Source organism: Paenibacillus sp. EKM301P (assembly GCF_011800295.1).
Lineage (GTDB): Bacteria > Bacillota > Bacilli > Paenibacillales > Paenibacillaceae > Paenibacillus > Paenibacillus polymyxa.
In genome coordinates, this window is the sequence record NZ_JAALFM010000003.1 from 553920 (window position 1) to 579086 (window position 25167).

Consider the following 25167-nt stretch of genomic DNA (forward strand, 5'->3'; position numbering starts at 1 on the left):
TAAATCATTTTAAAAACCGATATCTTTATATTGAACCTTTTTCACATCTTTTTCAAGCTCTCCTTTTCTAAGTCTGAAAATCAGGCGAGAGAAGTGCCGAGATCCACGCAGGAAAAGCAGTCTCTTTGTCGAATTTATGGTATGGAATAAATAAGATTTCCATCCCCACACCATGAAAACAACAAGGAGGCACATACATTATGGCTTTTGTCATTAATAATTTAAAGGATAACAGCAATGTTGCCATCACTGACCAATTAGGTGGATTTACGGTACTGGAATACATAACAGATTTGAGTTGCACCTCGGTTGCAGCTGCAAAAGACAATTACTATATGAGCAAAAGTAACATGCGCCGCAAGCAGCTCATGATCGAAATCAATAATAGTGAGATTATGATGAGGGCAGGTGCCATGCAATATACTGTAGGCAGCATGGAAATGACTACCGGTGTAAAAGGCGTCGGAGGCTTAATGCGAAACCTGGTATCCGGTGCTGTAACGGGGACAGGTGCTATTAAACCGCATTATAAAGGCACGGGGACCATTATGCTGGAGCCTACCTACCAATATATTTGGCTCATTGATGTGGATAATGATGACATTGCCATCGAAGACGGATTGTTTTTAGCTTGCGACACCACGCTGGACATATCCGTCGTTGCACGCAGTAATCTTTCTTCTGCTGCACTGGGCGGAGAAGGGTTATTTAATTTAAGCGCCCGTGGAAAAGGAGTGCTGGCACTTCAAGCGCCGATCCCTTCTGATGAAGCGGTCGTTATAGAATTGCAAAATGATGTGCTCAAGGTGGATGGCAACTTTGCCCTTATGTGGTCCAACACCCTACAGTTCACCGTCGAAAAATCGGGAAAAACCAAAATGGGCTCGGCCGCTTCCGGCGAAGGGCTGGTTAATGTATACAGGGGAACCGGAACTGTATGGCTAGCACCACTATGACATCTATGTGGGCATGAGCATTGGAAGCCCAATGATGCCAAATGCTAGTAAAAAAGGAGAAGCCTCGGCTTCTCCTTTTTTTAATCCTCATGGAACTGAATAGTTTCTCTGCTGTACACTTTAATTCTTTTTGACAAACTCCGATTTTAGCTTCATTGCTCCAAAACCATCGATTTTGCAATCAATATTGTGATCGCCTTCCACCAAACGGATATTTTTTACTTTGGTGCCGATTTTCAAGACGGAAGAGCTTCCCTTCACTTTAAGGTCTTTAATGACCGTTACAGAGTCACCATCCTTTAGAATGTTACCATTCGCATCTTTGACGACTTTTACATCTTCACTGCTTACAGATTCTGACTCGGCAGACCACTCATGAGCGCATTCCGGGCAAATGAACAGACTGCGGTCCTCATAGGTGTACTCTGAATTACACTCAGGACAGTTTGGCAAATTAGACATGGTATTATGTACTCCATTCATATATTATTTCTATTCCAAGCCTACCTTGGAGTTCCCTACAAGTATATTGGATAATCAGTCGCGGTTCCACTTATGAATGTAACTAAACAGATGCTAACCTTCCTAGGTAGCATCCGTTTTTGACAGTACGGTTATTATGCTTGAATTTGCTTGACTAGTTCACTAATCCCTTGGTTAAGCGGTGTAAGGGGACGCTTCAACAGCTTCTCTAAATCGTTGCTTGCGACATCCAAGGCTCCTTCGCGAATCGCCTGTTGAATGCCTACCACAATAGGGATGGCACCTTCCGGTACTCCCGCACCGAGCATAATCTCGGCATACGCAGCATCGTCCACTTGCTGTACAGGAACGTCTTTACCTAGGACCTCGGCAAGTATGGCTGCCAACTCTTCTTGGGTAATCGGCTTACCGGAGAGCTCGTATATGGTATTCTCATGCCCTTCGCCAGACAACACGGCTGCAGCCGCTTCCGCGTAATCAGCACGGGTTGCCCAACCTACTTTACCGGACCCTGCCGAGGTTAGCCATGGAGCTCCCGCGAGTACGGATTGGATCGTGCCTGCTTCATTCTCAAGATACCAATTATTACGCAAGAAGGAATAAGGAATACCCGACTCACGTATGAACTCCTCCGTAATACGATGTACAGGTGCAAGGAATAGAGTGCTGTCAGCGGCATTGGCAGCACTGGTATACGCGATGAAGCCCACTCCCGCACGCACAGCAGCATCAACAGCCGCTTTATGCTGACGAATTCTAGTATCATTATCTCCGTCTGCGGATATAATCAACAGTCGGTCTACACCAGCAAATGCCTGATCCAGCGTTTCCGGCTTATCAAAATCGCCATGACGAACGTCAACGCCACGATTACGTAACCCCTCGGCTTTTTCCGGATTTCTTACGCTAACAATAAGATCTTGTGCCGGAACGGATGCAAGCAATGTATCTACCACAATGGCCCCCAGCTGCCCCGTTGCTCCTGTTAATGCGATTTTCATACGAAATCCTCCATTCATATTTTTATTTACTTTTATATAGTAACTAAAAATATGATACATGTCTAATTTAGAGTCTAAAGGTATGCTTTACGGGTAAGGGTTGGTAACCCTGGTAACCCAGACCTTCCACAAAGAGAGGAATATGTATATGAAGAAAGCTATGGTCATTGTAAATCCCTCTTCCGGCAAAGAGGAGTCCCTCCAACATGTCAGAAACGTAGAAGAAATTCTACGTGAGCAAGGATACGCTGTTACAGTCGAAGAGACGGCACGAGAACTTGATGCCACCCGTTTTTGCGTCACTGCTTGTCAGGAAACTTATGATCTAGTCGTTTCCCTCGGTGGAGATGGCACGCTCCACGAAACCATTAATGGTTTCATGGATCAAGACCATCGTCCAAAACTGGGGGTCATCCCTCTTGGGACGGTCAATGATTTTGCCCGTGCCTTACAAATTCCGCTAAATCCCGAACTGGCGATCCGTACACTCACTTCTGCTCGCGTGAAAGCCGTAGATATGGGCCTCTTAAACGGTCGAATGTTTGCAAATGTTGTTGCCACTGGCTCGCTTGCCGAATCGCTATCCGCTGTGTCGTCAGACGATAAATCCATGTTTGGCACATTTGCCTACATTAAAGAAGGTATGAAAGAACTGATCAACCATCCTGCCCATCCGCTTATCGTTCGCTATGATGACAAGACTTGGGAAGGCGAATCCCCACTCTTTCTTGCTGCTTTAACCAACTCAGTTGGCGGATTTGAGAAACTGGTGCCCGGGGCAGCTGTTGATGATGGCCTGCTTCACTGCTTTATTTTCAAAAACCTCAATATATTGAATACGGTGACAGCCAGTATATCCTTATTTTTAGGCAACTTGAAGGATCATAAAGACGTCGTTTACTTTACCGCAAAGCATGTAAGTGTCAGCTCCGCAGAATCGGTCAGTACGAATGTAGATGGTGAGGAAGGACCGTCTTTGCCTATTGAGGTTCGTATTCTACCGCGTCATATCGAGGTGATTGTGCCTGAGGAGTCTGAGTAATACGGTGCTTATCCTCAGGCTTGAGGCTCATACTCGCTCAATTTTCCTTCGTAGATCAAATGGAATCGGTCACTTTGCCGAAAATCGTCTGGTGTGATAAGGGCAGGCAACTTGTTCCATATTTTTATGCCGGATCGCTGTAAAATTTCCGCGACGAATTGCGAACAAAAATAAGAATTACTGAACTCGACGGGTTCTTTGAGTGCAACGCCAATCAAGCCCAGTAAGTTATACATATATTTTTGTCGGCTTCGGATAAAAACGTGTAGAACTCTCTTCATTTTTTCGACTTCGCGATTGGTTACTTGAAGCTCGTAGATAACACATGTTGTATTCGGAAATCTGCTGTATGTACCTGTCTTAATATCCTCTTTCACGAAACCACCATCCAGAGGGTTACTGGGGGTCTTTCTCCCGAAGCTGTATAACTCCGAAAGTTCTCGGTCGAAGGAAATGGAGGCGTGATTGTATGGCGCTCTTGTATAGCTTTTAATAACTCTCGTAAGAAACGTTCCCGTATTCGTAAGCAAGATAAAAACGGACTGATCAGCTACCATTTACGAAATTTCCCCTTATCAAGTTTGAATTATTCCTTCATAATAACATAGGACCCCCTTCATGGAATCCTATTTTGCTATAAGTTGGTGAGTCGCAATGGACAGTTCGTTATTCACGTTAACCCTCATTTGTATAGCCTTATTAATCATCCATCTGATTTATATAGTGGTAGCCAAAACACAGCCAAACAAAGACTATGCAGCTATTGGGCTTCGCATCAAGACCTGGTGGGGCATGTTCTTTATCTTTTGCCTGGCAACACTTTTCAATCCGATCGTTTCACTGCTTTCCTTGATGGTGCTTACTTTCTTTGCGTTAAAAGAATACTTCTCCATGATTAGATCTAGAAAAGCTGACCGCAGGTTATTTTTATGGGCATACTTGGCGATTCCTGTACAGTTTTATTGGATTTATATCGGGTGGTATGGAATGTTTATTGTCTTTATCCCTATCTATGTGTTCTTGCTGCTGCCGCTCCCTCGATTGATCAATAAAGGAACCGTTGGTTTCTTGCGCAGTGTCAGCTCGACTCAATGGGGACTCATGCTGATGGTTTTTGGACTGAGTCACCTGGCATATTTTCAGTTTGCTACACCGCAATACGGAGCGAAACTTGTACTTTTTCTAGTGGTACTGACACAACTCAATGATGTCGCACATTATCTGGCATCGCTCTATTTCGGCAAGCGGAAAATCGTCCCGACATCCAATCCCAATATAACTTGGGAAGGCTTTGCATTCGCTTTTCCCGTAACCATAGCGGCTTCCTATCTAATCTATCCGTACCTGACGCCGTTTGATCTGAAATTTGGGATTATTCTCGGCATGTTGATTAGCTTGAGCGGTTTCTTCGGGAGCTTAACGGTTTCCGTGCTGAAGCGAGATTTATTAATCGGTGATGATGATAAGTTCGATGCTTTGAAAAAAAGCTACTTAAGCCGGGTGGATAGCTTGACCTACACCTCGCCCGTCTTTTTTCACGTAATTCGTTATTTTTTCGACTTTATGTAGCAATTGTCTCCCTGCACTCCGCTTCTCACCGTTTTCATTTTAGTGAGCCGGGGTAAGTACTACTGTACCGCAAGCAGTCCTTATCCTAGAAAACAATCTTGAGGAGGCGTTAGAAATGGCAGAGCACAATCATGTTGTAAATAAGGAAGGCGAAGTGGCACTGAACAAAGTAGATGACGCGTTAAATCGGATAGACGACAGCAAAAAGGATGACATTTTGGGTAGCTTTGATTCATTCAAAAGTTATTTGAGCGACAAAATTGAAATGGCTCAAAAAATCGGCTTGAATGAAGAAGTGATGGCGAAAGCAGCTGAGAAGATCGCAGGCTATCTGGCAGCCAAGGAAGAACCACGCAATAGCGAGGAGAAGCTTCTTCAGGAATTGTGGAAGGTAGGGGACAAAGAGCAGCAGCACGCGCTTGCTCATATGCTCGTACGCGTGGCTCAATCCTCGTAGAAATATTTAATTGATGAAAAACAATATTTTACTATAAAAGAGCAGTCTATCCTTAAATGAGGATAGACTGCTTTTGCGTTTACTATCGTTGCAGCGCGTTCCGTTAGGGATTACAATATGTTCTGCTTAGCGTATGGAATTAATGTACCTGGGACAACAATTCATATGCATCTTCCTTGGTAGTAACCGCCAGAAGTGCTTCTCTGAAATGATCGTCCATCAGCTTACGAGACAGCATTTGCAGCACCTTCAGATGTGCATTGTCCTTGCTATTACGCGGAACAGCAATCATGAAGATTAGTTTCGCTTCACTGCCGTCCAAGCTTTTCCAGTCCACTCCGCTCCGCTTCAATCCAAAGACCACGCTTGGCTTCAGTACAGCTTCCGATTTACCGTGAGGGATGGCAATATTCATTCCAATGCCTGTGGAGCTTTCCTTCTCTCGGTCCAATATGGCCTGTTTAAAACCACTGGCAGAACTTACGGCTCCATTCCTCTCAAGTATTCCGATCATTTCATCAATCACGGCATCCTGTGTCGTTCCTTCCAGATCCAGATCAATCAGATCCATCGTTACAATATCTGTCAACTTCTCAATGTGAATGGCTTGCGAAGATACGGCTGGATCGTTATTTGCAGTTGCTACAGCTGATGACTCGGCGGCAGTCGTAGTCATCATAGATTGTTCCGTTACTGCGGCAGAATCTCCAGATGTCTCTTCTCCAGCAACAGCTGGATTTGCAGTTACAATATCTCTTTTCAGCAGACTCACCAGGATGACCGACACAGCTGCGCCGACAATAACGGCAATGAAGAACACCAATACATTGTCCACTGCACCAAGGACGGCTACGATCGGTCCACCATGAGCTACCTTATCTCCTACATTTCCCAACATCGCAATGACTGAACCGACCATAGACCCTGCCATGATACTAGGAATAACACGCAATGGGTCTTGTGCAGCGAAGGGAATCGCTCCTTCAGTAATACCGAATAGTCCCATCGTGAATGTCGCCTTTCCAGCCTCGCGTTCTGCTGGTGCAAATTTACGCTTGTTGATCATTGCTGCAAGTCCCATTCCAATCGGTGGAATACAAATCGCAACGGCGATCGGTCCCATAATTTCGTAATTCCCTTCACCAATCATGGCCGAGCCAAATAAAAATGCGACTTTATTGACTGGACCACCCATATCAAAGGAGATCATCGCACCTAAAATCAGTGCCAATAAAATTGAACTTGTACCTTGCATACCTGCAAGCCAACCCGTTAAAGCTTCAAACAATTGTGCGACTGGAGAACCGATGATAAAGACAAAGATTAATCCTACAATTAAAGATGACAACACAGGGATAATAATAATAGGCATGATCGGCTGTAACGCTCGCCCAACCTTCATTTTCCGAATACCCAGTGCAACATAACCTGCCAGGAAACCAGCGATAATTCCGCCGATAAATCCGGCTCCCGCCTCACTTCCATAAAAACTGCCGTTCGCAGCAATGAATCCGCCAACCATACCCGGTGCAAGCCCCGGTCTATCCGCAATACTCATCGCGATGAACCCAGCGAGGATGGGTATCATAAAGGTAAATGAAGCCGAACCGATATCCTGAACCGTCTTCCAAAATGAACCGTCCGGTATAACTAGACCGCCTGGTGTCTTCTCACCGCCAATCGTCAACGCAATGGCAATGAGCAATCCTCCAATGACGATAAAGGGTACCATATAAGATACACCATTCATCAAGTGGCGGTAGATAGGATTTTGCTTCGGTTTATTCTCCTGTGAGCTAGCTTCGGAGGTACGTGACTCTGCCTGGTACACAGGCACATTCCCCTTCATCACCCGCTGGATCAATTCTTCCGGACGGCGAATCCCATCCTGTACTCCAACGACCAGCAGTTTCTTGCCGACGAAGCGGTCTTTGACCACCGTCTTATCCGCTGCAATAATAATGCCATCCGCTTCACGGATCTCCTGCTCAGTTAGTTGATTTTCTACCCCAATGGAGCCTTGTGTCTCGACCTTCATCTCGATACCCAGCTTGGCCGCTGCCTTTTGCAAATTCTCAGCTGCCATATACGTATGTGCAATTCCATTAGGACATGAGGTAATCGCTAATATCTTCATAGTCATTCCCCTTCTCTCTGGTGTTTCCGCTTACATTGATAGTATAACCGCCTTTTTTGCTGTTATCGGGCGAACTTTTTACCGGAACTTTCGGAAAAATAGAATAATACGGACAAAAAACAGGACTTATCTATAAGTCCTGCTCCAAAGCATGGCTTTTAATTTAGTTTATCCCTTTAGCTTCCCTAATAGTCTCATCGCATCGGTCTCCTTGGATAAAGCATGAACTAGAGCTGGCTGCTCACTGATTAGGGACAACTCCTTAAATAACTGCCGCATTTCTTCCCGCCCATCCTGTTTTACCGCAAGCAAGAACACAAGCTCCACTTTCTCGGTTCCCCAAGTAAGTGGCTTCTTTAAAGTAGCGACTACAATGGCTGACTGCCTTATCCACTCTGAGCCGCCATGCGGGATGGCTATGCCTCCCCCGATCGTCGTAGCCGACATTTTCTCTCGCGCCAATACGCTGTCCACATAACCTGTTTCCACATATCCTTTGTCCTCCAGTATTTGCGCCAGCTTGGAAATCAATTGTTCGGGACGCTGCACTTCTTGCTGGGGAAAGACTAAAAAAGGTGTTGTGTACTTAAAAAATACAGATTCATCTGCGACTCTAGGTTCCGGCTCATCCATTCGTCTGATCACTTGCTCCAGTTGACGCTCATCCTTGGCATCTAGCAATGGAGAGACGAGAATATGCGGAACACTAAGCTCTGGAAGATCCACGGTTGTAATGATCAGATCCAACTCCCGGGTTGCCAGATAGTCCTGGACTTCTGCCTTCGAAAGAGTTGTCTCCACATGTACAGCCGGAAACTTACGTTCCACCTTTGTGCGCAATAGCTGGGACATACCAATGCCCATGTGACACACGATAATGGCCCTCTGAGGATGACTTTCTTTCTGGTGAAGTCGCTCCACAGAAGCCTGAAAATGTAGCGTTAAATACGCCGCTTCCTCCTCGGGGAACGATAACCGAACCAAATTCCCTACCTCTTCCAGCGTAATAATAACCCGGTCGAACATGTAAGGGTACATCTTCTTGATCTCAGTCAGCATAGGATTAGACACCGTCAACCCATATTGAAGCCGATTCAGGGTCGTATATAAATGGACTTTCAACCCTTTCAGCAACATCTTATCCTTGGAAAAGTCAATCATATTCAGCTCCGACATCCGCCGGACTAACTGCTCAATCAGTTTAGGCAAAAGCGGATGGCTGTCTGCCAGATCGCTGTGTTTCCCCTTGCTATCCTCCTGCTGATAACGAAACTTTCCACCCAACAAATGCAGGGTTAGATAGGCCGTTTCTTCCTTGGAAAAAGGTACGGAAAACAGCTTTTGCAGCTGCCGTAAAAACGCAGTAGCCCATGTAAACTCAACCTTCTCCTGCAAAAAGGCAATGTCTTGTTCGGAGAGAGAAATGGGCTGTCCCAGCTTGGTTCGTTTGACCATTAAGAGAATATGGAGCATGAGACCCTCAAAGGCTTCATCCGTAAAGCTGAGTTCATGATGCTTTTGAAATACTTTTAATTCATGATGGATGGTGGCAATCTCGTGTGGCTCAAACTGCTTGCGCATCATCTGTCCCGTCAACTCAGGACTATCAATCAGCTGATTCATCCGCGCCAAAGCGATCCGCTTGTTTTTCTCAGTGCCTTGAATGGTCAAGCCTACGCGCTGCTTGGTAATCAAGGCAAGATCAAAGCTGTGCAGCCAGTCATCAATCTTTTCCATATCTCTACGGATCACCGTCTTGTTCACATAATACTGAGAGGCCAGATCTTGTATCGTTACAGGCTTGGCATCCATCAAGAGCCGATAGGCGAGATGCAGCACCCTCTCCTCATCCGATTCATGCTGGGCTGTACTATCGCCTGCATACAGCCGGTGAAATAAATCAGCCTGCTCCGCTTCACTGATCTCCAAATAAATGCCACGTCCCGGTCTTCTCACCAGATTGGCATTGGAGTGCTTGACTAGATATTCTTCAATTACTTTTAGATCGTTTCGAATCGTCTTTTCTGAGCAATCCGTTTGATCGGCCAGATCCTGCACTAACCACAGTCGGTTCGATTCAGTTAACAACTTGCGAAAAATTTCTACTTGCCTTTTGTTCATTCCAATCTCCTATCTTCCAAAATAAAGAATGTCCAGGCATACCGGGTTATATTTTGTTAGCCTTATATTAGCTTATCGATATACTCATTGTAACCCTACAGCAACATACGGAGTGTATAATAAGACAATCCCAATATACTGGATTTTCAGGAGGAAGAACAGTGATCACCTATTTGAGATGCAATGAAGTCAGCATGGAGCACATTTTCCAGGCATTTTCGCTCGGATTCTCAGACTATTCCATTCGCCTGACCATGGAACAAGACGATTTCGCGGCACGTTTTTTCGGTCCAGAGGGTAATTCACGGAGCCACTCTTTCCTTGCCATGGATGAAGATCAGCCAATTGGCTTGATTCTAGGCGGTATACGGCAGTTTGACGGGTATAAGACCATGCGTTGCGGCACGCTATGCATCGGTCCAGCTTACCGTGGCCAGGGTATTAGCACCAGGTTGCTCGAATTGCATAAACAAACGGCCATATCCGAGAACTGTCAGCAGCTATGGCTCGAAGTCATTACGGATAATGATCGGGCTGTCCAGTTCTATAAAAGGCACGACTATGAGGTATGCTATACGCTAAAATACTACAACGGTACTGTCCCATCAATCTCTCCCGCTCCCTCATCACCGTACATGTTTAAGAAACTAACATTTGATGATGTCGCAGATTTTCGTACAACTCTTACCGACTGTCACATCCATTGGCAAAGTGACACACCTTATTACGCTAACAGCACACAGGAAGTTTTTCTCGGCATCTATGCGGTGAATCAAACCCGAGTCGGTATGATTGCTATGAGTGCTCAAGGTAAAATCAACTTTCTTTGGGTCGATCCCAAACATCGAAACCAAGGCCTTGGACGTACCCTACTTCATAAAGCGGCAGAAACCCAAAAGGTCGAGAAGGTATATATCTGCCTGTCCGACAATCACTCTCTTGAAGGCTTTATCCAAAAAACAGGCTTCTCGAAGGACCCTATTGAGCAATATGAAATGTGTATACCCCTTGATCCAACTACTTCTCTCATTTCTGAGAACGATTGATATATTCTGATTTAACGAGTGCGCACATGCAAAGATCATCATATTTCTCGGACGTAAATTCATACTGGGACAGGATTCCTTCCTGCCGAAAGCCTGCTTTTTCAAGCAAACGCAAGGATTGTGTATTCTCCGGCTCTACTAGTGCCTGAATGCGGTTCAACGGTAGGATATGAAACCCATAGTTGATCACAGCCGCAAGTGCCTCGGACATTAACCCTTGACCCCAATAGGCTCTGGACAATTCATAGCCCATTTCTGCCCGGTGATGACGTTGATCCCAGTTATGAAATCCGCAAGAACCGATGATTTTACCTTCCTTCATTTGAAGAGCCCAGCGGATTCCCTGGTCTGTCTCCAAAATCCGATCATACCAACGGATCTCATCCAGTGCCTCCTGTTCAGACTCAAATGGGCTCAGCCCGTAAAACTTCATCACCTGCTCATCTGAAAAGTATTCCAACATATCCTTGCTGTCCGTCGCTACCATTTTTCGTAATACAAGACGTTCGGTTGTTATAACCGGAAACTCACGTTTCATATTCTCACCGCCTTCTCCGTTGTTCACTTTCGCAAGCTTTTCCTTGCATACCTATGCCGCTAAGTTCAATATTCGATGATCATTACTTTCTTCTTCCAATTATAATGTAAATGAAAGAATACCTCTAAAGGGATATTTATAATTACTTCTTTGTTTATAGAATGTTTTCCTAATCATGGATGATAAAAAGACCGTTATATAAGGAGTGTGTTTTTAAATTATGGATTATTAAAATGAGGTGTACGATTTGGAAGACCAGCACATACCACAGAATTCACAAGTAGCAGCAAGAGAGAAGTACATTCGGCATGGGCAAAACTATGGGGAAACAAACAGAATGGCCGAAATATCAAAAACCTACGGTTCGTCTATTTTGTTTAGACGTTGGGGAGCAACCCTTTTTGATTTTATATTTTTTATAATCGGGTATATTTGTTTCTTTATCTCAGTCATTCAGATAACAGACAGATGGTTGTTGCCCTTAGCGATTGCCTCCCGTTGCATTCTGATTATAGCTTTCTTCTGCTACTATTTGCTCTTGGAGGGTTACACAGGCTATACGCTTGGCAAATTCGTTTTTCGTATTAAGGTGGTTACCGGAGAAGGAAGACCTCCTGGTTTTCTTAAATCACTCATTCGTACGCTGCTCAGGTTAATAGACACCAATCCATTGCTAATGGGTTCACTACCTGCTGGTATCAGCGTGTTAGTAACTGCCTCTAGACAACGAATTGGTGATTTAGCTGCAGGTACATATGTGGTAAAGGTGCGGGACTTGGAGCCTATTAGCAAAAAGACAATGAGACGGTCGCTCTTCATATTTTTTACCGCAATGGTGATCTTGGGAGCCTCGTTTGTAAATGCTATTTTTGTACTGGCAAACAGTTACAAGTCCAGTGAAGCTCCGGTAAGCAAGCAGGAGCAGAGTTTTGTAAGTAGAGATGGACATGTTCAGATCTCCGCTCCGTTAGATTGGTCAACAGACCCGGACCGGGAAGGAAAAGCAGATATTGCGATATTCAATCCCTACATTGAAAAGTCTGTTATCGTACGATCCAATTCGAAGGAGAAATTGGGTAATGTAACGCGCCAGTACTACACAAAGAAAATTCAAAACAACATGACCAAAGAGTTTAATCTCTCTACGGTAGGACCTTCATCCAACACCACGATTCAAGGATATCCTGCCACTCAGTTCACGATTAAAGGGCAGAAAGATATAAACCATTATGTCACCCATGTAGCCATTATTGAGACTGATAATAATTTCTACCAGATCATCGGGTATACGCCTGCATCAAAATATAGCCGTTTAAAGAAAGAAATTCATGATATTACCTATAGCTTTCGTGAGGTTCGACCTTAGACAGCGTGACGGACCAGGACGAATAATGAAAGAATAAGACGCAAAAGACAGGTGCTCCTCGGAGCCCTGTTTTTTCGCATACAACTATTCTTGATATCTATGATAAAATAGGCTGACATGTTCGGCGCCCTGTTTTATTATATTGTTCAGATGCACAACGATTTGAAAGCCCTTTCAATTAATGTGATACAGTAAAACACCTTACATCACTAGATAAAGGAGGAATCCTGATCTGTTTCCGCTCTCCGAAAGACAAGCCCAAGACATCGTAGACAAAATGATGAAGGATATTCCATACAATATCAATATTATGAATGAACGAGGCATCATCATTGGCAGCGGCGAGAGTGAACGAATCGGAACCATTCACCAAGGGGCTGTTCAGGCGCTCGAAACCGGGAAAATGATTGAAGTGTGGCAGGACGGACATTACGAGAAAAAAGGAACCAATGAACCGATTGTCATTCATCATGAGCTAGTTGGTGTCATTGGTATTTCAGGCAATCCTGACGAAGTTCGTCCTTTTTGCAACATTGTTAAAACTACGGTGTCTCTCCTGATTGAACAGCGTATTTCCTTGGAGCACTTGGCCCATGAGGCCAACCGAAAAAAATCCGTACTGGAAATGCTGTTAAATCATCAGGGAGCCTATACCCAAAAAATAAAAAAAGAAGCTGCTCAATATCACATTGATTTGCTTCTCAAAACTTCGGCCGTATATGTAAAGCATCTTCCTTCCGATCCTGCTCATTTCGCCGAATTATCCAATATATTCATGCAGCATCCATCCTTTCGTATGGAGGAAGACAGTTATCTCATCCTGATGCAAAATCAGGAACCAACGACCAAGCTACTGGAACCACTTGTACGCAGCCATCCTGATGTGCTGATTGCCATCAGCAGACAAGAGCACAGCATTGCGGATGTTTATATGCAAGCCAAGTCCGCTATGAATGTTGTACTAGCTCTGCGTCCACCTGTGCAGATTGTCTCTTTTGCAGAAGTCGAATTCTTGGTCAAATTAAGCCAAACCAACCTGACTAACACAATCCACCTGGTCAGCAAGCTGGAAGATACCGTGGATTTGCTGGATACGCTGCGAAGCTTTATTAATCATAATGGCAGTGTCTCCTTTACCGCAGATGAATTAAACATTCATCGAAATACACTGCAATACCGTTTGAAGCGCATCCATACCTTAACTGGCAAAGATCCCCGGAATCTCCTTCAGCTTTTTGAACTTACGCACGGCTTATTGGCGCTGCATCAATGAACTGCTGTATCACGCCAGATCATGCTGCGATTATATCCTATTTTCGCTCGCCGTCACTCCCGAATTTCTCCACCAATCTCCGTTGGCTAAAGAAAACCGGGGTTACAGGCGAGCGCTCGTATTCCATTGTAATTATATTATGCCGTTTTATGTTCCTCGCCTATCAATCCGATCATTACTCACTGATTTGAAGCACTCTTGCGATATTCTCGCATGTGCGCTCTACGTTTTGCGGCCCTTCGGCCAGAAGCTTACCCAGCTCCGAGGCTCCCGGCACGATGCCAAACACCGCATCTATTCCTTCCTTGTATAGCGTGTCGATCCCTTCCCCGATATAACCTGCAACCGCAATGACCTTTTTGCCTGATTGTTTGGCTGCCTGAGCTACTCCATACGGAGTTTTACCGAATTTGGTCTGAAAATCAATGCCGCCTTCTCCCGTCAATACGATATCAGCCGTGGCGAGCTTCTGTTTTAAATCGGTGTATTCAATCACGATTTCAATGCCCTTTTGCAGCGCCGCCTGAGTAAAAATCAATAAACCAGCACCCAATCCGCCTGCTGCACCCGCGCCTGGAAGATCGCGCACATCCTTTCCCAGCTGCTGCTTCACCACATCCGCATAATGGGCAAGATTAGCATCCAGTTGCTGCACCATTTCCGGGGTTGCTCCTTTTTGTGGGCCGAATACACGAGATGCCCCATGCTCCCCACATAACGGATTTGTCACATCACAGGCTACAATCAATTGCACCTGCTGCAAGCGGTCATCCAGTGATGAAATATCAATGCTGTCCAGCTCGCCCAAACTGCCGCCGCCGCGTGGAAGAGTATTGCCTGCCGCATCCAGAAATCTAGCCCCCAGCGCTTCCGCCATACCTGTACCGCCATCATTCGTCGCACTTCCGCCAATGCCGATGATAATTTTTCGAATTCCCTGGTTCAGACACTCACGTATTAACTCACCCGTACCATAGGTTGTTGTCTTTAACGGGTTTTTATTGTCCTTATTAACCAGATGGATTCCGCTGGCAGATGCCATTTCGATTGCCGCAGTGGTGCCGTCTCCCAGCAAGCCATATGCCGCTTTTACAGGTTCTCCAAGCGGTCCTGTCACCTCCATGTAACGAAGCTGCCCGCCTGTCGCATCCACCAGTGACTGCACTGTTCCTTCACCACCGTCTGCCATCGGAACGTGGACATAATGGGCTGTCGGATAGACCTTGCGCAATCCTTTCTCCATTGCGATGCACACTTCCTTTGCCGTCATGCTTTCTTTAAAAGAATCCGGTGCCAGTACAAATGTTTTCTCTCTCATTTTGTCACCCCATCGTGAATATTAAAGTATGAATCCATACAATATGGTTGCTACAATCGCCATAGTTCCGCCCACAATAGCTTCATAAGGGATTAATCCCATCCGTTGCTTAATGCTCATTTTCATGCTGTCTGCCGTAACGTGGAAATAGTTGCCCTGTGGCAAGGAATCAATGACGGTAGCTCCTGTATGCACCATCACAGCAGCAGCTAACGGGGCTGTCCCCATGTTCAGAATGGCTTCCCCAAACGAGCCAGTCGCCAAAATAACGCCAGTTGAAGTCGATGCTGTGGCGGCCGCCATCAGAATCCCTGCAAGCGGTGCCAAAAATGTGCCAGAAACTCCCGAAGCTTCAATCAAGCCAACTACCTGAGCAGATAAATTAGACGCAGAAATCAGACCCGCAATCCCACCTGCACCGATCAAGATGAGCACGGTTGCCGTCATTTTATTCAAACCGGAAGCCGAATATTTCAGGATATTGCGCCCTTGTCCCATGGCCAGCATACCTACAATCCCGGCGATCGGCAAAATGTACATCGCGTCGACCTTGAAGTTCGACAGTGCTTCAATGCCAGAGATGGAACCAATCGGGTTAATCATCAGCAAAATAACAGCTACCACCGGAGCTACAATCGCCCGTCCCAATGCTGGGTACTTCGACGTATCGACATCACTATCCATAATATCCTGTTCGGATACCTTCACGCCCTTGTTTTTCAACATAGACGCCACCAAAACAGTCATAATTAATCCGCATATCGCGGGCACCACACCCGCCAACATAACGTGGCTTAAATCCAGATTAAACCCGCGCGCCGCCGCAATCGTATTGGGATTCGGAGAGATAATGTTCCCCGCCTTTCCGCCACCAGACAAGGCCAGCAGAAGAGCCAGCTTGGAAATCCCCATTTTGTTCCCAACCGACAAGGCAATAGGTGCCACAATGAGCACTGCCACGGGAATAAATACGCCTACAGCTGTAATAATCATCGTCGCTAACGCTAGTGCAAGGATCGCTTTACTGCCGCCAAACTTCTTTACAATAGCCTGTGCAATTGTCTCCGCTGCCCCAGACTCCATCATCACGCCTGCCAATACACCTGCCGCGAGCACACGAATGACCGTCCCCATCACGCTCTGCGTACCACTAATTAGCACGCTGATCGTCTGCTCCAGATTGGCTCCGCCCAATAAAGCGCCTACAATAGCTCCCAAAAATAAAGCGTAAACCGGATTCAGCTTTCTTAATATCAAAATAATTGCAATAGCCAGCCCTGCTAGAGCTCCTATCCAACTGATCGTTAACCCTTCCATCTGTCTAACCCCCCGGGCAATTTTTGATTACGCTTTCATTATATCGATTGCAACGTGTGAATTATATTGAAGAACAGACGAAATTGATTGTGCATTTGCACAAAAAGGCCCGAACAGGCTTACAAAATCAATTTAATGAATACGCTTGCAAATTTAAAATTTTAGATTATAATACTTGTATACAAGTATACTTGATTAATGAGAAGGTGAATTTATGGTTCTGTCCAGTGAATTCCTATATCCCTCCAAATGGCTTCTCAAAGCCTCTGCTGGGGATCGTGTAACATCCGAGCTTAGAATGCGCATCATTTCTGGCGCAATTGAAAGCGGTACCATACTATCTGAAAATAAATTAGCTGCTGATTTTGCTGTAAGTCGCTCACCCATTCGTGAAGCGTTAAAAATATTGGCTTCTGAAAATATCATCCGACTCGAAAGAATGGGTGCGGTCGTTATTGGTCTATCAGAGAAAGAAATAGAAGAAATTTATGATGTTCGTCTACTTATAGAATCCTTCGTATTTGAACGTCTTATAAAGATGGACACTCATGATTTAGCAAAGGAACTTAGTAAAATACTCGAAATGATGAAAGTCGCAGTCAAATATAGTGATGCCGATGAGTTTTCATATCAAGATGTCTTGTTCCATGAAACGATTATTCGTGCAGTTAATCATTCATACATTCTGATGATCTGGAATAACCTAAAGCCCGTGATGGAAAGCCTCATTCTGTTGTCGATGCGTATGCGTTTCAATGAAAAGTATGAAGACTTTACACGGATTGTATCAAATCATGAACTTTATATTGAAGCAATCCAGGCAAAAGATAGAGACCTTATGATTAAGTCTTTACATGAAAACTTTGATGATGTTCAAGGTAAAGTAGAAGACTTATGGATGTCCCAACAACTGCTGTCCAAAGGAGTCGTGCCACAAAATGACTAACTACATGTTAGGTATAGATATCGGAACCACCAGTACGAAAGCCGTTTTATTTAGTGAAAAAGGTGAAGTCATCCAACAAGAAAATATCGGGTACCCGCTTTATACACCAGATATAGCGACAGCTGAACAAAATCCTGAGGAGATTTTTCAAGCAGTCCTACAAGCGACTTCGAATATCATGAAACATCACTCACAAAAAAAACTATCGTTTGTTTCATTTAGCAGTGCCATGCATAGTGTTATTGCAATGGGTGAAGATGACCGTCCACTTACGCCTTGTATCACTTGGGCAGATAATCGCAGTGAAGCGTGGGCACATCATATAAAGGATGAGTTGAACGGCCAAGAGGTCTACAGACGAACAGGAACACCCATTCACCCCATGTCACCCTTAACTAAAATAGCTTGGATTGTGAATGACCTTCCTGAAATCGCTATCAAAGTTAAAAAATATATCGGAATTAAAGAATACATTTTCAAAAAATTCTTTGATTTATATGTTGTTGATTATTCCCTGGCTTCAGCCATGGGCATGATGAATCTCGAAAAGCTGGATTGGGATGAAGAAGCATTAAAAATTGCGGGTATAACCCCTTCTCAACTATCTGAGCTCGTGCCCACAACCAAAATATTTACCGACTGTAATTCAGATTTAGCAAAAAAGATGGGGATCGATCCACAAACACCATTTGTCATTGGGGCCAGCGATGGAGTTCTCTCTAATCTAGGTGTCAATGCGATACGAAAAGGCGAAGTTGCCGTCACTATTGGGACAAGCGGTGCCATTCGAACCATCATAGACAAGCCGCAAACAGATGAAAAGGGAAGAATATTTTGTTATGCCTTAACGGAAAAGCACTGGGTCATTGGCGGACCGGTAAACAATGGCGGGATGGTTCTTCGCTGGATTCGTGACGAGCTTGCCTCATCAGAAGTAGAAACAGCGAAACGACTAGGAATTGATCCATATGATGTGTTAACCAAAATTGCTGAACGCGTAAGGCCAGGGTCTGATGGATTGTTATTCCATCCCTACCTAGCTGGTGAACGTGCTCCCTTATGGAATCCAGACGTACGTGGCTCATTCTTCGGTTTAACGATGTCGCATAAGAAAGAACATATGATTCGCGCAGCCTTAGAAGGAGTCATTTACAATTTATACACCGTATTTTTGGCCTTAACCGAATGCATGGATGGTCCCGTGACCCGAATCCAAGCTACAGGAGGCTTTGCAAGGTCAGATGTTTGGCGGCAAATGATGTCTGATATATTCGCATCTGAAGTCGTCGTTCCAGAAAGCTACGAAAGTTCTTGTCTAGGAGCTTGTATTTTAGGCTTGTATGCCATTGGAAAAATCCAATCATTTGAAGTGGTTTCTGAAATGATTGGCAGTACCAACAAACATGCACCCAAAGAAGAAGCAACCAAGGAATATAGGAAGTTGCTACCGATTTTCATTAACCTATCTAGAGTATTGGAAGAAGATTATACACGGATTGCTCATTACCAAAGAGGCTTAATTAAACACTAAAAGGATAAATACAGGGGGTAATTACAATGCCATTAGTCGTTGTAGGGATTGGAATTTTAGCATTACTCGTTTTAATCATGGGCTTCAAATTAAACACCTTCATTTCCTTAATCATTGTATCGTTCGGTGTAGCCTTAGCCCTTGGAATGCCATTAGAGGAAATTGTTAAAACCATTGAAGCTGGATTGGGCGGAACATTGGGTCACTTAGCGTTAATCTTTGGACTCGGAGCGATGTTAGGGAAGTTGATCGCGGATTCTGGTGGTGCCCAAAGAATTGCCATGACCCTCGTTGACAAATTTGGTGAAAAAAATATTCAATGGGCGGTCGTAGCTGCTTCATTCATTATCGGGATTGCGTTATTTTTTGAAGTAGGGTTAGTATTATTAATCCCCATCGTATTTGCCATTTCAAAAGAATTAAAGGTTTCTATCTTATATCTCGGTATTCCGATGGTCGCTGCTTTATCCGTAACACACGGTTTCTTACCTCCACATCCGGGACCGACCGTGATTGCTGGTGAATATGGCGCGAATCTGGGTGAGGTTTTGCTTTATGGCTTCATTATTGCTGTTCCAACTGTTATTTTGGCTGGCCCTGTATTTACGAAGCTTGCCAAAAAACTCGTACCTGCCTCATTTACGAAAACCGGTAATATTGCCTCTTTAGGAGAACAAAAAGTATTTAAGTCTGAGGAAACTCCTGGATTCGGAATCAGTGTATTTACGGCAATGCTTCCTGTCATCTTAATGTCGATTGCTACGATTATTACTTTGCTTCAAAAAACAATGGGGTTTGAAGATAATAGTTTACTGGCCGCGATCCGATTTATTGGTGATGCATCCACTTCCATGTTGATTTCCTTACTGGTTGCCGTCTACACCATGGGAATCGCAAGAAAAATTCCAATCAAAGATGTAATGGCATCTTGTACAACGGCTATTACTCATATTGGAATGATGCTCTTGATCATTGGGGGAGGCGGTGCCTTCAAACAAGTACTGATTAATGGCGGCGTAGGTGACTATGTAGCCGATTTATTCAATGGAACTACATTATCACCAATTCTGCTAGCCTGGATCATCGCTGCAATCTTACGTATTTCCCTGGGTTCTGCAACTGTTGCAGCTTTAACAACCGCTGGTTTAGTGATTCCGATGTTAGGACAATCCGACGTTAATCTTGCTTTAGTCGTGCTTGCCACGGGAGCGGGTAGCTTAATAGCTTCCCATGTTAACGATGCCGGGTTCTGGATGTTTAAAGAGTATTTTGGTTTAAGCATGAGAGAAACCTTTGCCACATGGACATTGCTTGAAACCATCATTTCTGTAGCCGGATTAGGATTCATCTTAATACTAAGTTTATTCGTATAAACCATGATTTCCGGGCGGTAGATTCCCCACTTATCATTCTTAGAATCTTCTAAGTCGATAAGTGAGGAACTACCGCCTATTTACGAACTGGAGTGATATCACCTTATTTCACTTTTGAACGATTGAACTAGTTGCTTCTGTTGTTCCTTTTGCCTCACCATGTCCTGCACCAAATAGGTTCAATACCACCACGCCAATAACAATTAAAGCAATCCCTACGATACTTCCTGTGTTGATTTTCTCCTTCCAGATCAATACTGAAATCACCGTTGTAGCAACAGCCCCCACCCCTGACCAGATGGCATAGGTCATATTAAGAGGAAGTGTCTTGAGGGTTAGTGAAATAAAGAAGAAAGAGATTACAAACGCGACAATCGTGAATAGAGTCGGATACAGTCTCGTAAAACCTTCAGAAGCTTTTAGCATTGAAGTACCAATAAGCTCACTAGCAATAGAGATTGCCAAGAAAAAATAAGCCATCATTCATTCTCCTTTATATATGTCTTTAATTCTTCTATAATTTTTTGCTTCAATTCTTCATTGGGAAGAGCGAGTCCGAACATTTCGGCAAACCACAAACCGTCTATAGCTAATCGGACGATCGTAGAACGGACCGGGTCCAATTCGTCGTTTTCGATTTTATTTTGGATATTCGCATACTCATCCTGAAGCAGCTTGAGCATGTGAGGGTTCGTAAATTGTGCTGCCGAGAGAGCGGTATACAGGTCACTTGCATCCTGATCCCCGGAAAATGACGTATTCATATAAGCGCGAGTCCATCTACCTTGGGAATGTGTATCGTTTTCTGCCCTTTCATTAAATTCAGTGATAAAGCTAGTCGATAGCTGCTCAACCATTCCCAGAATCAATTCATCTTTATTCGGAAAATGGTAAAGCAATCCTCCCTTACTTACTCCCGCCTTCTTAGCCACCGCTTCTAACGTTAATTTTTCTACTCCTGCTTCTTGGACAATCATAGAAGCTGCTTTAAGTATTAATTCTCTTTTTAATGTTTTTTTAGTTGTGTTCATTCTGATCACCGCCCATTTAACTATACCGTCCGGACGGTTTTATTTCAAGTAAAAGATACGTTTAAGCTAAATAAAAAGAAGCCTTGGGCGTGTAACATTTCAGCCAAGACTTCTTTAAATAAACAACTACCCAGCCCGGACATTTGGCAAAAGTCCGCATCTGTTGGGTTTTAAGTGCCACCTATAGCTTATCTCTTCAGATACTGTCTCAGCCATTGGAGCGCAGGGCGTTCCGTGCCGTTAGAGTTCAGCAGATGTGTACCATCTTTCCAAGTTTGTCCTTGGATATACCCCCAAAGCGTAACTCCCTTCACTGAGGGGTTTTGCCAAAGGACTGGAAACTTCTCTTTGTATCTGGCAAGTTGGGTGTTATCATCTCCAGTTATATCTAGTTCCGACACATAGATCGGCAACCCGGTCGCCGACAGCTTATTTAGTACAGTATTCATCGTGTTGACTGAGACGTTGTCCATACTGAAATGGTGGCATTGAATGCCAATACCGTCAATCAGGCCTCTACTCTTGAGCTGATTAATAATATTGACATATTGGTCGGCTAAAGAAGGGTCGTTGATAATACCATAATCATTTATATGCAGTTTGGCATTCGGGAAAGCTTGTCTAGCCTGTTGAAACGACCATATGACCCAATCCCATCCGGTCGACCCGTCACCACCAATGGCATTGCGGTAGGACGGCTTCTGATGCAACGGCTCATTCACCACATCTACAAACGCCGCATTCGGATAGCGCTGACCTGCTGCTTTAATCCACTGAGTCACTTCCGCTTTCTGATCAGCAGCCGACAGTCCTTTAACCCATCCTGGCTCCTGGGCACCCCATACCAACGTATGGAACTTGAACGGGAAACCATTGCTACGGGCATAATTGTAGGCGGTATCCGCCTGCGACCAGTTCATGTTGTTACGACTGCCTTCAACCGATTCCCACTTAGTCGAGTTCTCCGGCGTCACTTGATTCCAGTATGTCCCGTAACTAGGAGGGACACTGCCCGCAATGATATTCCCCAGAAATTTGCTTCCATTTGCCAGGCCAGCATCAGCCTGGTTGACCAGAACAGATGATAACAACACACCCGCCAACGCCAAACTGCTCACCAGCTTGCCCACTTTAGTTCTTAACATAAAATCTCCTCCTCACACATATAGTTTGATAATACTCATCCCTTAATATTTAAGCGCTTACATTTCCAATTATAAGAATGAATAGTCGTTTTCTGCTACATGTGAAAGTATAGATTTTACCCGAAAAATCTTACATCATTGCAGAACAGCCACAACACGAATCCCAAACAACTCTGAAACGATAACAAAAGGCTGCTGCGAAAAGTGATATACTCCCTTCACAGTAGTAGGTTTTATTATTCAACCTGTCTATCTTCTTGGGAGCATATCACCTGAAGACCGCTCCTTAATTATTTAAGGATTAAGCGCTCTTGCAATCGCGTCTACATAACTTTGGCTGGCGCGTTGACTTACTTCTGCTTGAGGAACCATCCCTTCAAAATTGTGGAATGTGCCGGGATACAGATGAAATTCGACGTCAACGCCCGCTTGGGCAAGGCGTGCCACATATTCGATCGTCTCATCTCGGAATAGATCGAGCTGCCCTACGCACGTGTAGGTCGGCGGCAGACCAGCCAAGCTTTCTGCTCTCGACGGCACCGCATATGGGGAAACCTCGCTATCTTCGGTACGATTACCCAAGTACATGTTCCAGGCCGTCAAGTTGTTCTTCCGGCTCCATGGTGCATTATCGGCCGTAATTTCATGACTTGATGCCGTAACATTGCGGTCGTCGATCATCGGATATAGCGGCATTTGGAAGATAAGGGCTGGTCCGCCTTTGTCACGAGCCATTAAAGCAAGTGCTGCGGTTAGACCGCCACCCCCGCTTGCACCAGCAATTGCGACCCGGTCCAAGTCGATGCCCAGCAGCTCAGCTTCATCGGTCATCCACGTCAAAGCGGCATAACAGTCATCGATGGCAGCTGGGTAGGGGTGCTCGGGAGCAAGTCGATAATCGACCGATACGACGACGCAATTAGCCGCCTGCACGAAGCGTTCGCACAAAGCATCGTCCATATCAGGATGCCCCATTACATAGCCTCCCCCGTGAATCCACAGCATGGCCGGAAGCTTAACATCAGTTCGCTGGGCAGGTTCGTAGATTTTGACTAATATCTCGCCTGCAACGCTCGGAATCATCCGGCTTGTCGTGCGTACGTGTTCCGACTGCTCAATAGGCGGACTCGACAAATAACTTCTGCTCAGTTCTAAATTCTCCTCCAGTTGGAAACCGGGGAATTGTGCAATTACTGACCTTAGTTCTGGTAATAAACGATTTTCAAAATCCATGCGAATCACTCCTATGTTAGGTTATTTTATAGTCTTTTTTCCGTCTCCGCTTCCCACTCGGCTATTTCCTTCCGCACTCGCGGTGCTACCTCTGTTCCAAGTAGCTCAATGGCTCTCATCACCTCGGCATGCGGCATCGTGCTTAACGGAACATACAGCATAAAGCGTGTAACACCTACATGCTTGCGAAGATGAATGATCTTCTGGGCAACCGTCTCGGGATCGCCAACATACAGCGCACCTTCAAAGCTGCGCGCGGCATCGTAGCTGGAACGATCATAATGCGCCCAGCCTCGCTCCCTACCCAATCTATTCATACCTGCCATCGTAGAAGGGAAATATGTATCTGCCGCTTGCTCATTATTCTCTCCGACAAATCCTATCGAGTGCGACCCAACCCTAAGCTGCGATTCATCATGACCAGCGTGCGCTGCTGCTTTCTTATAAAGCTGGACAAGCGGTGCAAAATTTATCGGGTTTCCTCCAATGATCGCCAGCATCAAGGGCAGTCCTAACAGACCTGCACGAATAGCAGAATCCTGCCTTCCCCCGCTGCCTACCCATATTGGTAAAGGGTTCTGAACTGGCCGTGGATACACGCCCAAATTGTTAATGGCTGGCCGATGACCGCCCTTCCAGATTACCTTTTCGGACTCCCGTATTTTAAGGAGAAGTTCCAAATGTTGTTCAAACAGCTCATCATAGTCATCCAAGTCATAGCCGAACAGAGGAAAAGATTCAATAAAAGAACCCCGACCCGCCATAATCTCGGCACGTCCATTTGAAATACCATCCAGCGTAGCAAAGTCTTGAAAAACGCGCACCGGATCAGCTGAAGAAAGCACCGTCACTGCACTGGTTAGCCGAATCCGTTGCGTCTGCGCTGCAGCCGCGGACAGCACCATTGCTGGTGAAGATGCCGAATAATCCTTTCGATGATGCTCACCTATACCAAACACATCAAGTCCCACTTGATCAGCAAGGATAATTTCCTCGACAACTTCACGCAACCGCTGTGCGTGACTTATCACTTCGCCTGTCTGAACATCAGGCTTTGTCTCTACAAACGAGGTAATACCTATCTCCATGGTCCATCTCTCCCGTTCTAATAGCTTTCTTTGTGTGCCAATTGAATAACAATAAAATATCGTACCAATCGGTAAGTTATTTTTCCCAGTAAATATAACTCACAAAAAAGAATACTGTCAACAATCATAGTAAATCCACTTTGATTTTCTTTCATATTTACCTCCCCTTTTCGGGAAAGACCAACCTTCATTTGAC

The 25167-nt window shown here is 44.9% G+C and carries 23 protein-coding genes; 10 read left to right on the plus strand and 13 right to left on the minus strand.

The genetic code is table 11. The annotated features are described in order from the left end of the window. Positions 1-200 precede the first annotated feature (200 nt). The gene (locus tag HFD99_RS10730) at positions 201-956 is read left to right on the plus strand and encodes an AIM24 family protein (protein WP_016822536.1); all 756 of its coding nucleotides are present in this window, start codon (positions 201-203) and stop codon (positions 954-956) included. A 120-nt stretch (positions 957-1076) separates the two neighbouring features. On the opposite strand, the gene HFD99_RS10735 is transcribed toward HFD99_RS10730, so the two are convergent. Next, positions 1077-1418, minus strand: a complete 342-nt coding sequence (locus tag HFD99_RS10735) for a zinc ribbon domain-containing protein YjdM (protein ID WP_025366208.1) — start codon at positions 1416-1418, stop codon at positions 1077-1079. A 155-nt stretch (positions 1419-1573) separates the two neighbouring features. Beyond that, positions 1574-2440, minus strand: a complete 867-nt coding sequence (locus HFD99_RS10740) for an SDR family oxidoreductase (RefSeq protein ID WP_090889139.1) — start codon at positions 2438-2440, stop codon at positions 1574-1576. 148 nt (positions 2441-2588) lie between these two features. On the opposite strand from HFD99_RS10740, the gene HFD99_RS10745 reads away from it, so the two are divergent. Beyond that, a complete protein-coding gene (locus tag HFD99_RS10745; RefSeq protein WP_123797834.1) occupies positions 2589-3482 on the plus strand; it encodes a diacylglycerol/lipid kinase family protein in 894 nt (297 codons plus the stop codon). 14 nt (positions 3483-3496) lie between these two features. On the opposite strand, the gene HFD99_RS10750 is transcribed toward HFD99_RS10745, so the two are convergent. After that, the gene (locus HFD99_RS10750) at positions 3497-4039 is read right to left on the minus strand and encodes a hypothetical protein (protein ID WP_016822532.1); all 543 of its coding nucleotides are present in this window, start codon (positions 4037-4039) and stop codon (positions 3497-3499) included. 97 nt (positions 4040-4136) lie between these two features. Here HFD99_RS10750 and HFD99_RS10755 point away from each other — a divergent pair, with 97 nt between their 5' ends. Next, positions 4137-5051: a phosphatidate cytidylyltransferase gene (locus tag HFD99_RS10755; RefSeq protein ID WP_123797835.1), complete on the plus strand. Its 915-nt coding sequence runs from the start codon at positions 4137-4139 to the stop codon at positions 5049-5051. Positions 5052-5166: 115 nt separating this feature from the next. Then, a complete protein-coding gene (locus tag HFD99_RS10760; RefSeq protein WP_013373818.1) occupies positions 5167-5508 on the plus strand; it encodes a DUF3243 domain-containing protein in 342 nt (113 codons plus the stop codon). Between the two features lie 139 nt (positions 5509-5647). Here HFD99_RS10760 and HFD99_RS10765 read toward each other — a convergent pair whose 3' ends face one another. Both HFD99_RS10765 and HFD99_RS10770 read right to left on the minus strand, forming a co-directional pair. Then, on the minus strand, positions 5648-7645 hold the full coding sequence (locus HFD99_RS10765; protein ID WP_123797836.1) for a PTS fructose transporter subunit IIABC: 1998 nt from the start codon (positions 7643-7645) through the stop codon (positions 5648-5650). Positions 7646-7813: 168 nt separating this feature from the next. After that, positions 7814-9766 carry a BglG family transcription antiterminator gene (locus HFD99_RS10770; RefSeq protein WP_045244766.1) on the minus strand — a complete coding sequence of 651 codons (1953 nt, stop codon included), beginning with the start codon at positions 9764-9766 and terminating at the stop codon, positions 7814-7816. Between the two features lie 161 nt (positions 9767-9927). Here HFD99_RS10770 and HFD99_RS10775 point away from each other — a divergent pair, with 161 nt between their 5' ends. Then, on the plus strand, positions 9928-10812 hold the full coding sequence (locus HFD99_RS10775; protein WP_123797837.1) for a GNAT family N-acetyltransferase: 885 nt from the start codon (positions 9928-9930) through the stop codon (positions 10810-10812). On the opposite strand, the gene HFD99_RS10780 is transcribed toward HFD99_RS10775, so the two are convergent. After that, positions 10793-11350, minus strand: coding sequence for a GNAT family N-acetyltransferase (locus HFD99_RS10780; RefSeq protein WP_044786774.1), 558 nt, complete (start codon positions 11348-11350; stop codon positions 10793-10795). The genes HFD99_RS10775 and HFD99_RS10780 overlap by 20 nt on opposite strands. Before the next feature lie 247 nt (positions 11351-11597). Here HFD99_RS10780 and HFD99_RS10785 point away from each other — a divergent pair, with 247 nt between their 5' ends. Together HFD99_RS10785 and HFD99_RS10790 are read left to right on the plus strand one after the other, a co-directional pair. Beyond that, entirely contained in the window at positions 11598-12716 is a 1119-nt protein-coding gene (locus HFD99_RS10785; protein WP_123797838.1) for an RDD family protein, read from the plus strand. Between the two features lie 277 nt (positions 12717-12993). Further along, positions 12994-13989 (plus strand): CdaR family transcriptional regulator, encoded by a 996-nt coding sequence (locus HFD99_RS10790; protein ID WP_016822524.1) that lies wholly within the window; start codon positions 12994-12996, stop codon positions 13987-13989. Between the two features lie 175 nt (positions 13990-14164). Here the strand turns inward: HFD99_RS10790 and HFD99_RS10795 are convergent, their stop codons facing one another. Both HFD99_RS10795 and HFD99_RS10800 read right to left on the minus strand, forming a co-directional pair. Continuing rightward, positions 14165-15307: a glycerate kinase family protein gene (locus tag HFD99_RS10795; protein WP_039276484.1), complete on the minus strand. Its 1143-nt coding sequence runs from the start codon at positions 15305-15307 to the stop codon at positions 14165-14167. A 21-nt stretch (positions 15308-15328) separates the two neighbouring features. Then, the gene (locus HFD99_RS10800; protein ID WP_016822522.1) at positions 15329-16624 is read right to left on the minus strand and encodes a GntP family permease; all 1296 of its coding nucleotides are present in this window, start codon (positions 16622-16624) and stop codon (positions 15329-15331) included. A gap of 214 nt (positions 16625-16838) precedes the next feature. Here HFD99_RS10800 and HFD99_RS10805 point away from each other — a divergent pair, with 214 nt between their 5' ends. From HFD99_RS10805 to HFD99_RS10815, 3 genes are read left to right on the plus strand one after another with little or no spacing between them, the layout of a single operon-like run. Beyond that, complete coding sequence (locus tag HFD99_RS10805; protein WP_103042633.1) at positions 16839-17570, plus strand: GntR family transcriptional regulator; 732 nt, start codon at positions 16839-16841, stop codon at positions 17568-17570. After that, positions 17563-19101: a gluconokinase gene (gntK, locus tag HFD99_RS10810; protein WP_123797839.1), complete on the plus strand. Its 1539-nt coding sequence runs from the start codon at positions 17563-17565 to the stop codon at positions 19099-19101. The genes HFD99_RS10805 and gntK overlap by 8 nt, the downstream gene beginning before the upstream one ends. Before the next feature lie 26 nt (positions 19102-19127). Further along, positions 19128-20474, plus strand: a complete 1347-nt coding sequence (locus HFD99_RS10815; protein WP_025366221.1) for a GntP family permease — start codon at positions 19128-19130, stop codon at positions 20472-20474. Positions 20475-20582: 108 nt separating this feature from the next. Here HFD99_RS10815 and HFD99_RS10820 read toward each other — a convergent pair whose 3' ends face one another. The 5 genes from HFD99_RS10820 to HFD99_RS10840 form a co-directional block, all read right to left on the minus strand. Continuing rightward, a complete protein-coding gene (locus HFD99_RS10820; protein ID WP_016822518.1) occupies positions 20583-20954 on the minus strand; it encodes a DMT family transporter in 372 nt (123 codons plus the stop codon). Further along, positions 20954-21505 (minus strand): TetR/AcrR family transcriptional regulator, encoded by a 552-nt coding sequence (locus HFD99_RS10825; protein WP_123797840.1) that lies wholly within the window; start codon positions 21503-21505, stop codon positions 20954-20956. The genes HFD99_RS10820 and HFD99_RS10825 overlap by 1 nt, the downstream gene beginning before the upstream one ends. Before the next feature lie 188 nt (positions 21506-21693). Further along, positions 21694-22650, minus strand: coding sequence for an endo-1,4-beta-xylanase (locus HFD99_RS10830; RefSeq protein ID WP_013373834.1), 957 nt, complete (start codon positions 22648-22650; stop codon positions 21694-21696). Between the two features lie 294 nt (positions 22651-22944). After that, complete coding sequence (locus HFD99_RS10835) at positions 22945-23883, minus strand: alpha/beta hydrolase (RefSeq protein ID WP_016324913.1); 939 nt, start codon at positions 23881-23883, stop codon at positions 22945-22947. 26 nt (positions 23884-23909) lie between these two features. Then, complete coding sequence (locus HFD99_RS10840) at positions 23910-24971, minus strand: LLM class flavin-dependent oxidoreductase (protein WP_123797841.1); 1062 nt, start codon at positions 24969-24971, stop codon at positions 23910-23912. Positions 24972-25167 lie beyond the last annotated feature (196 nt).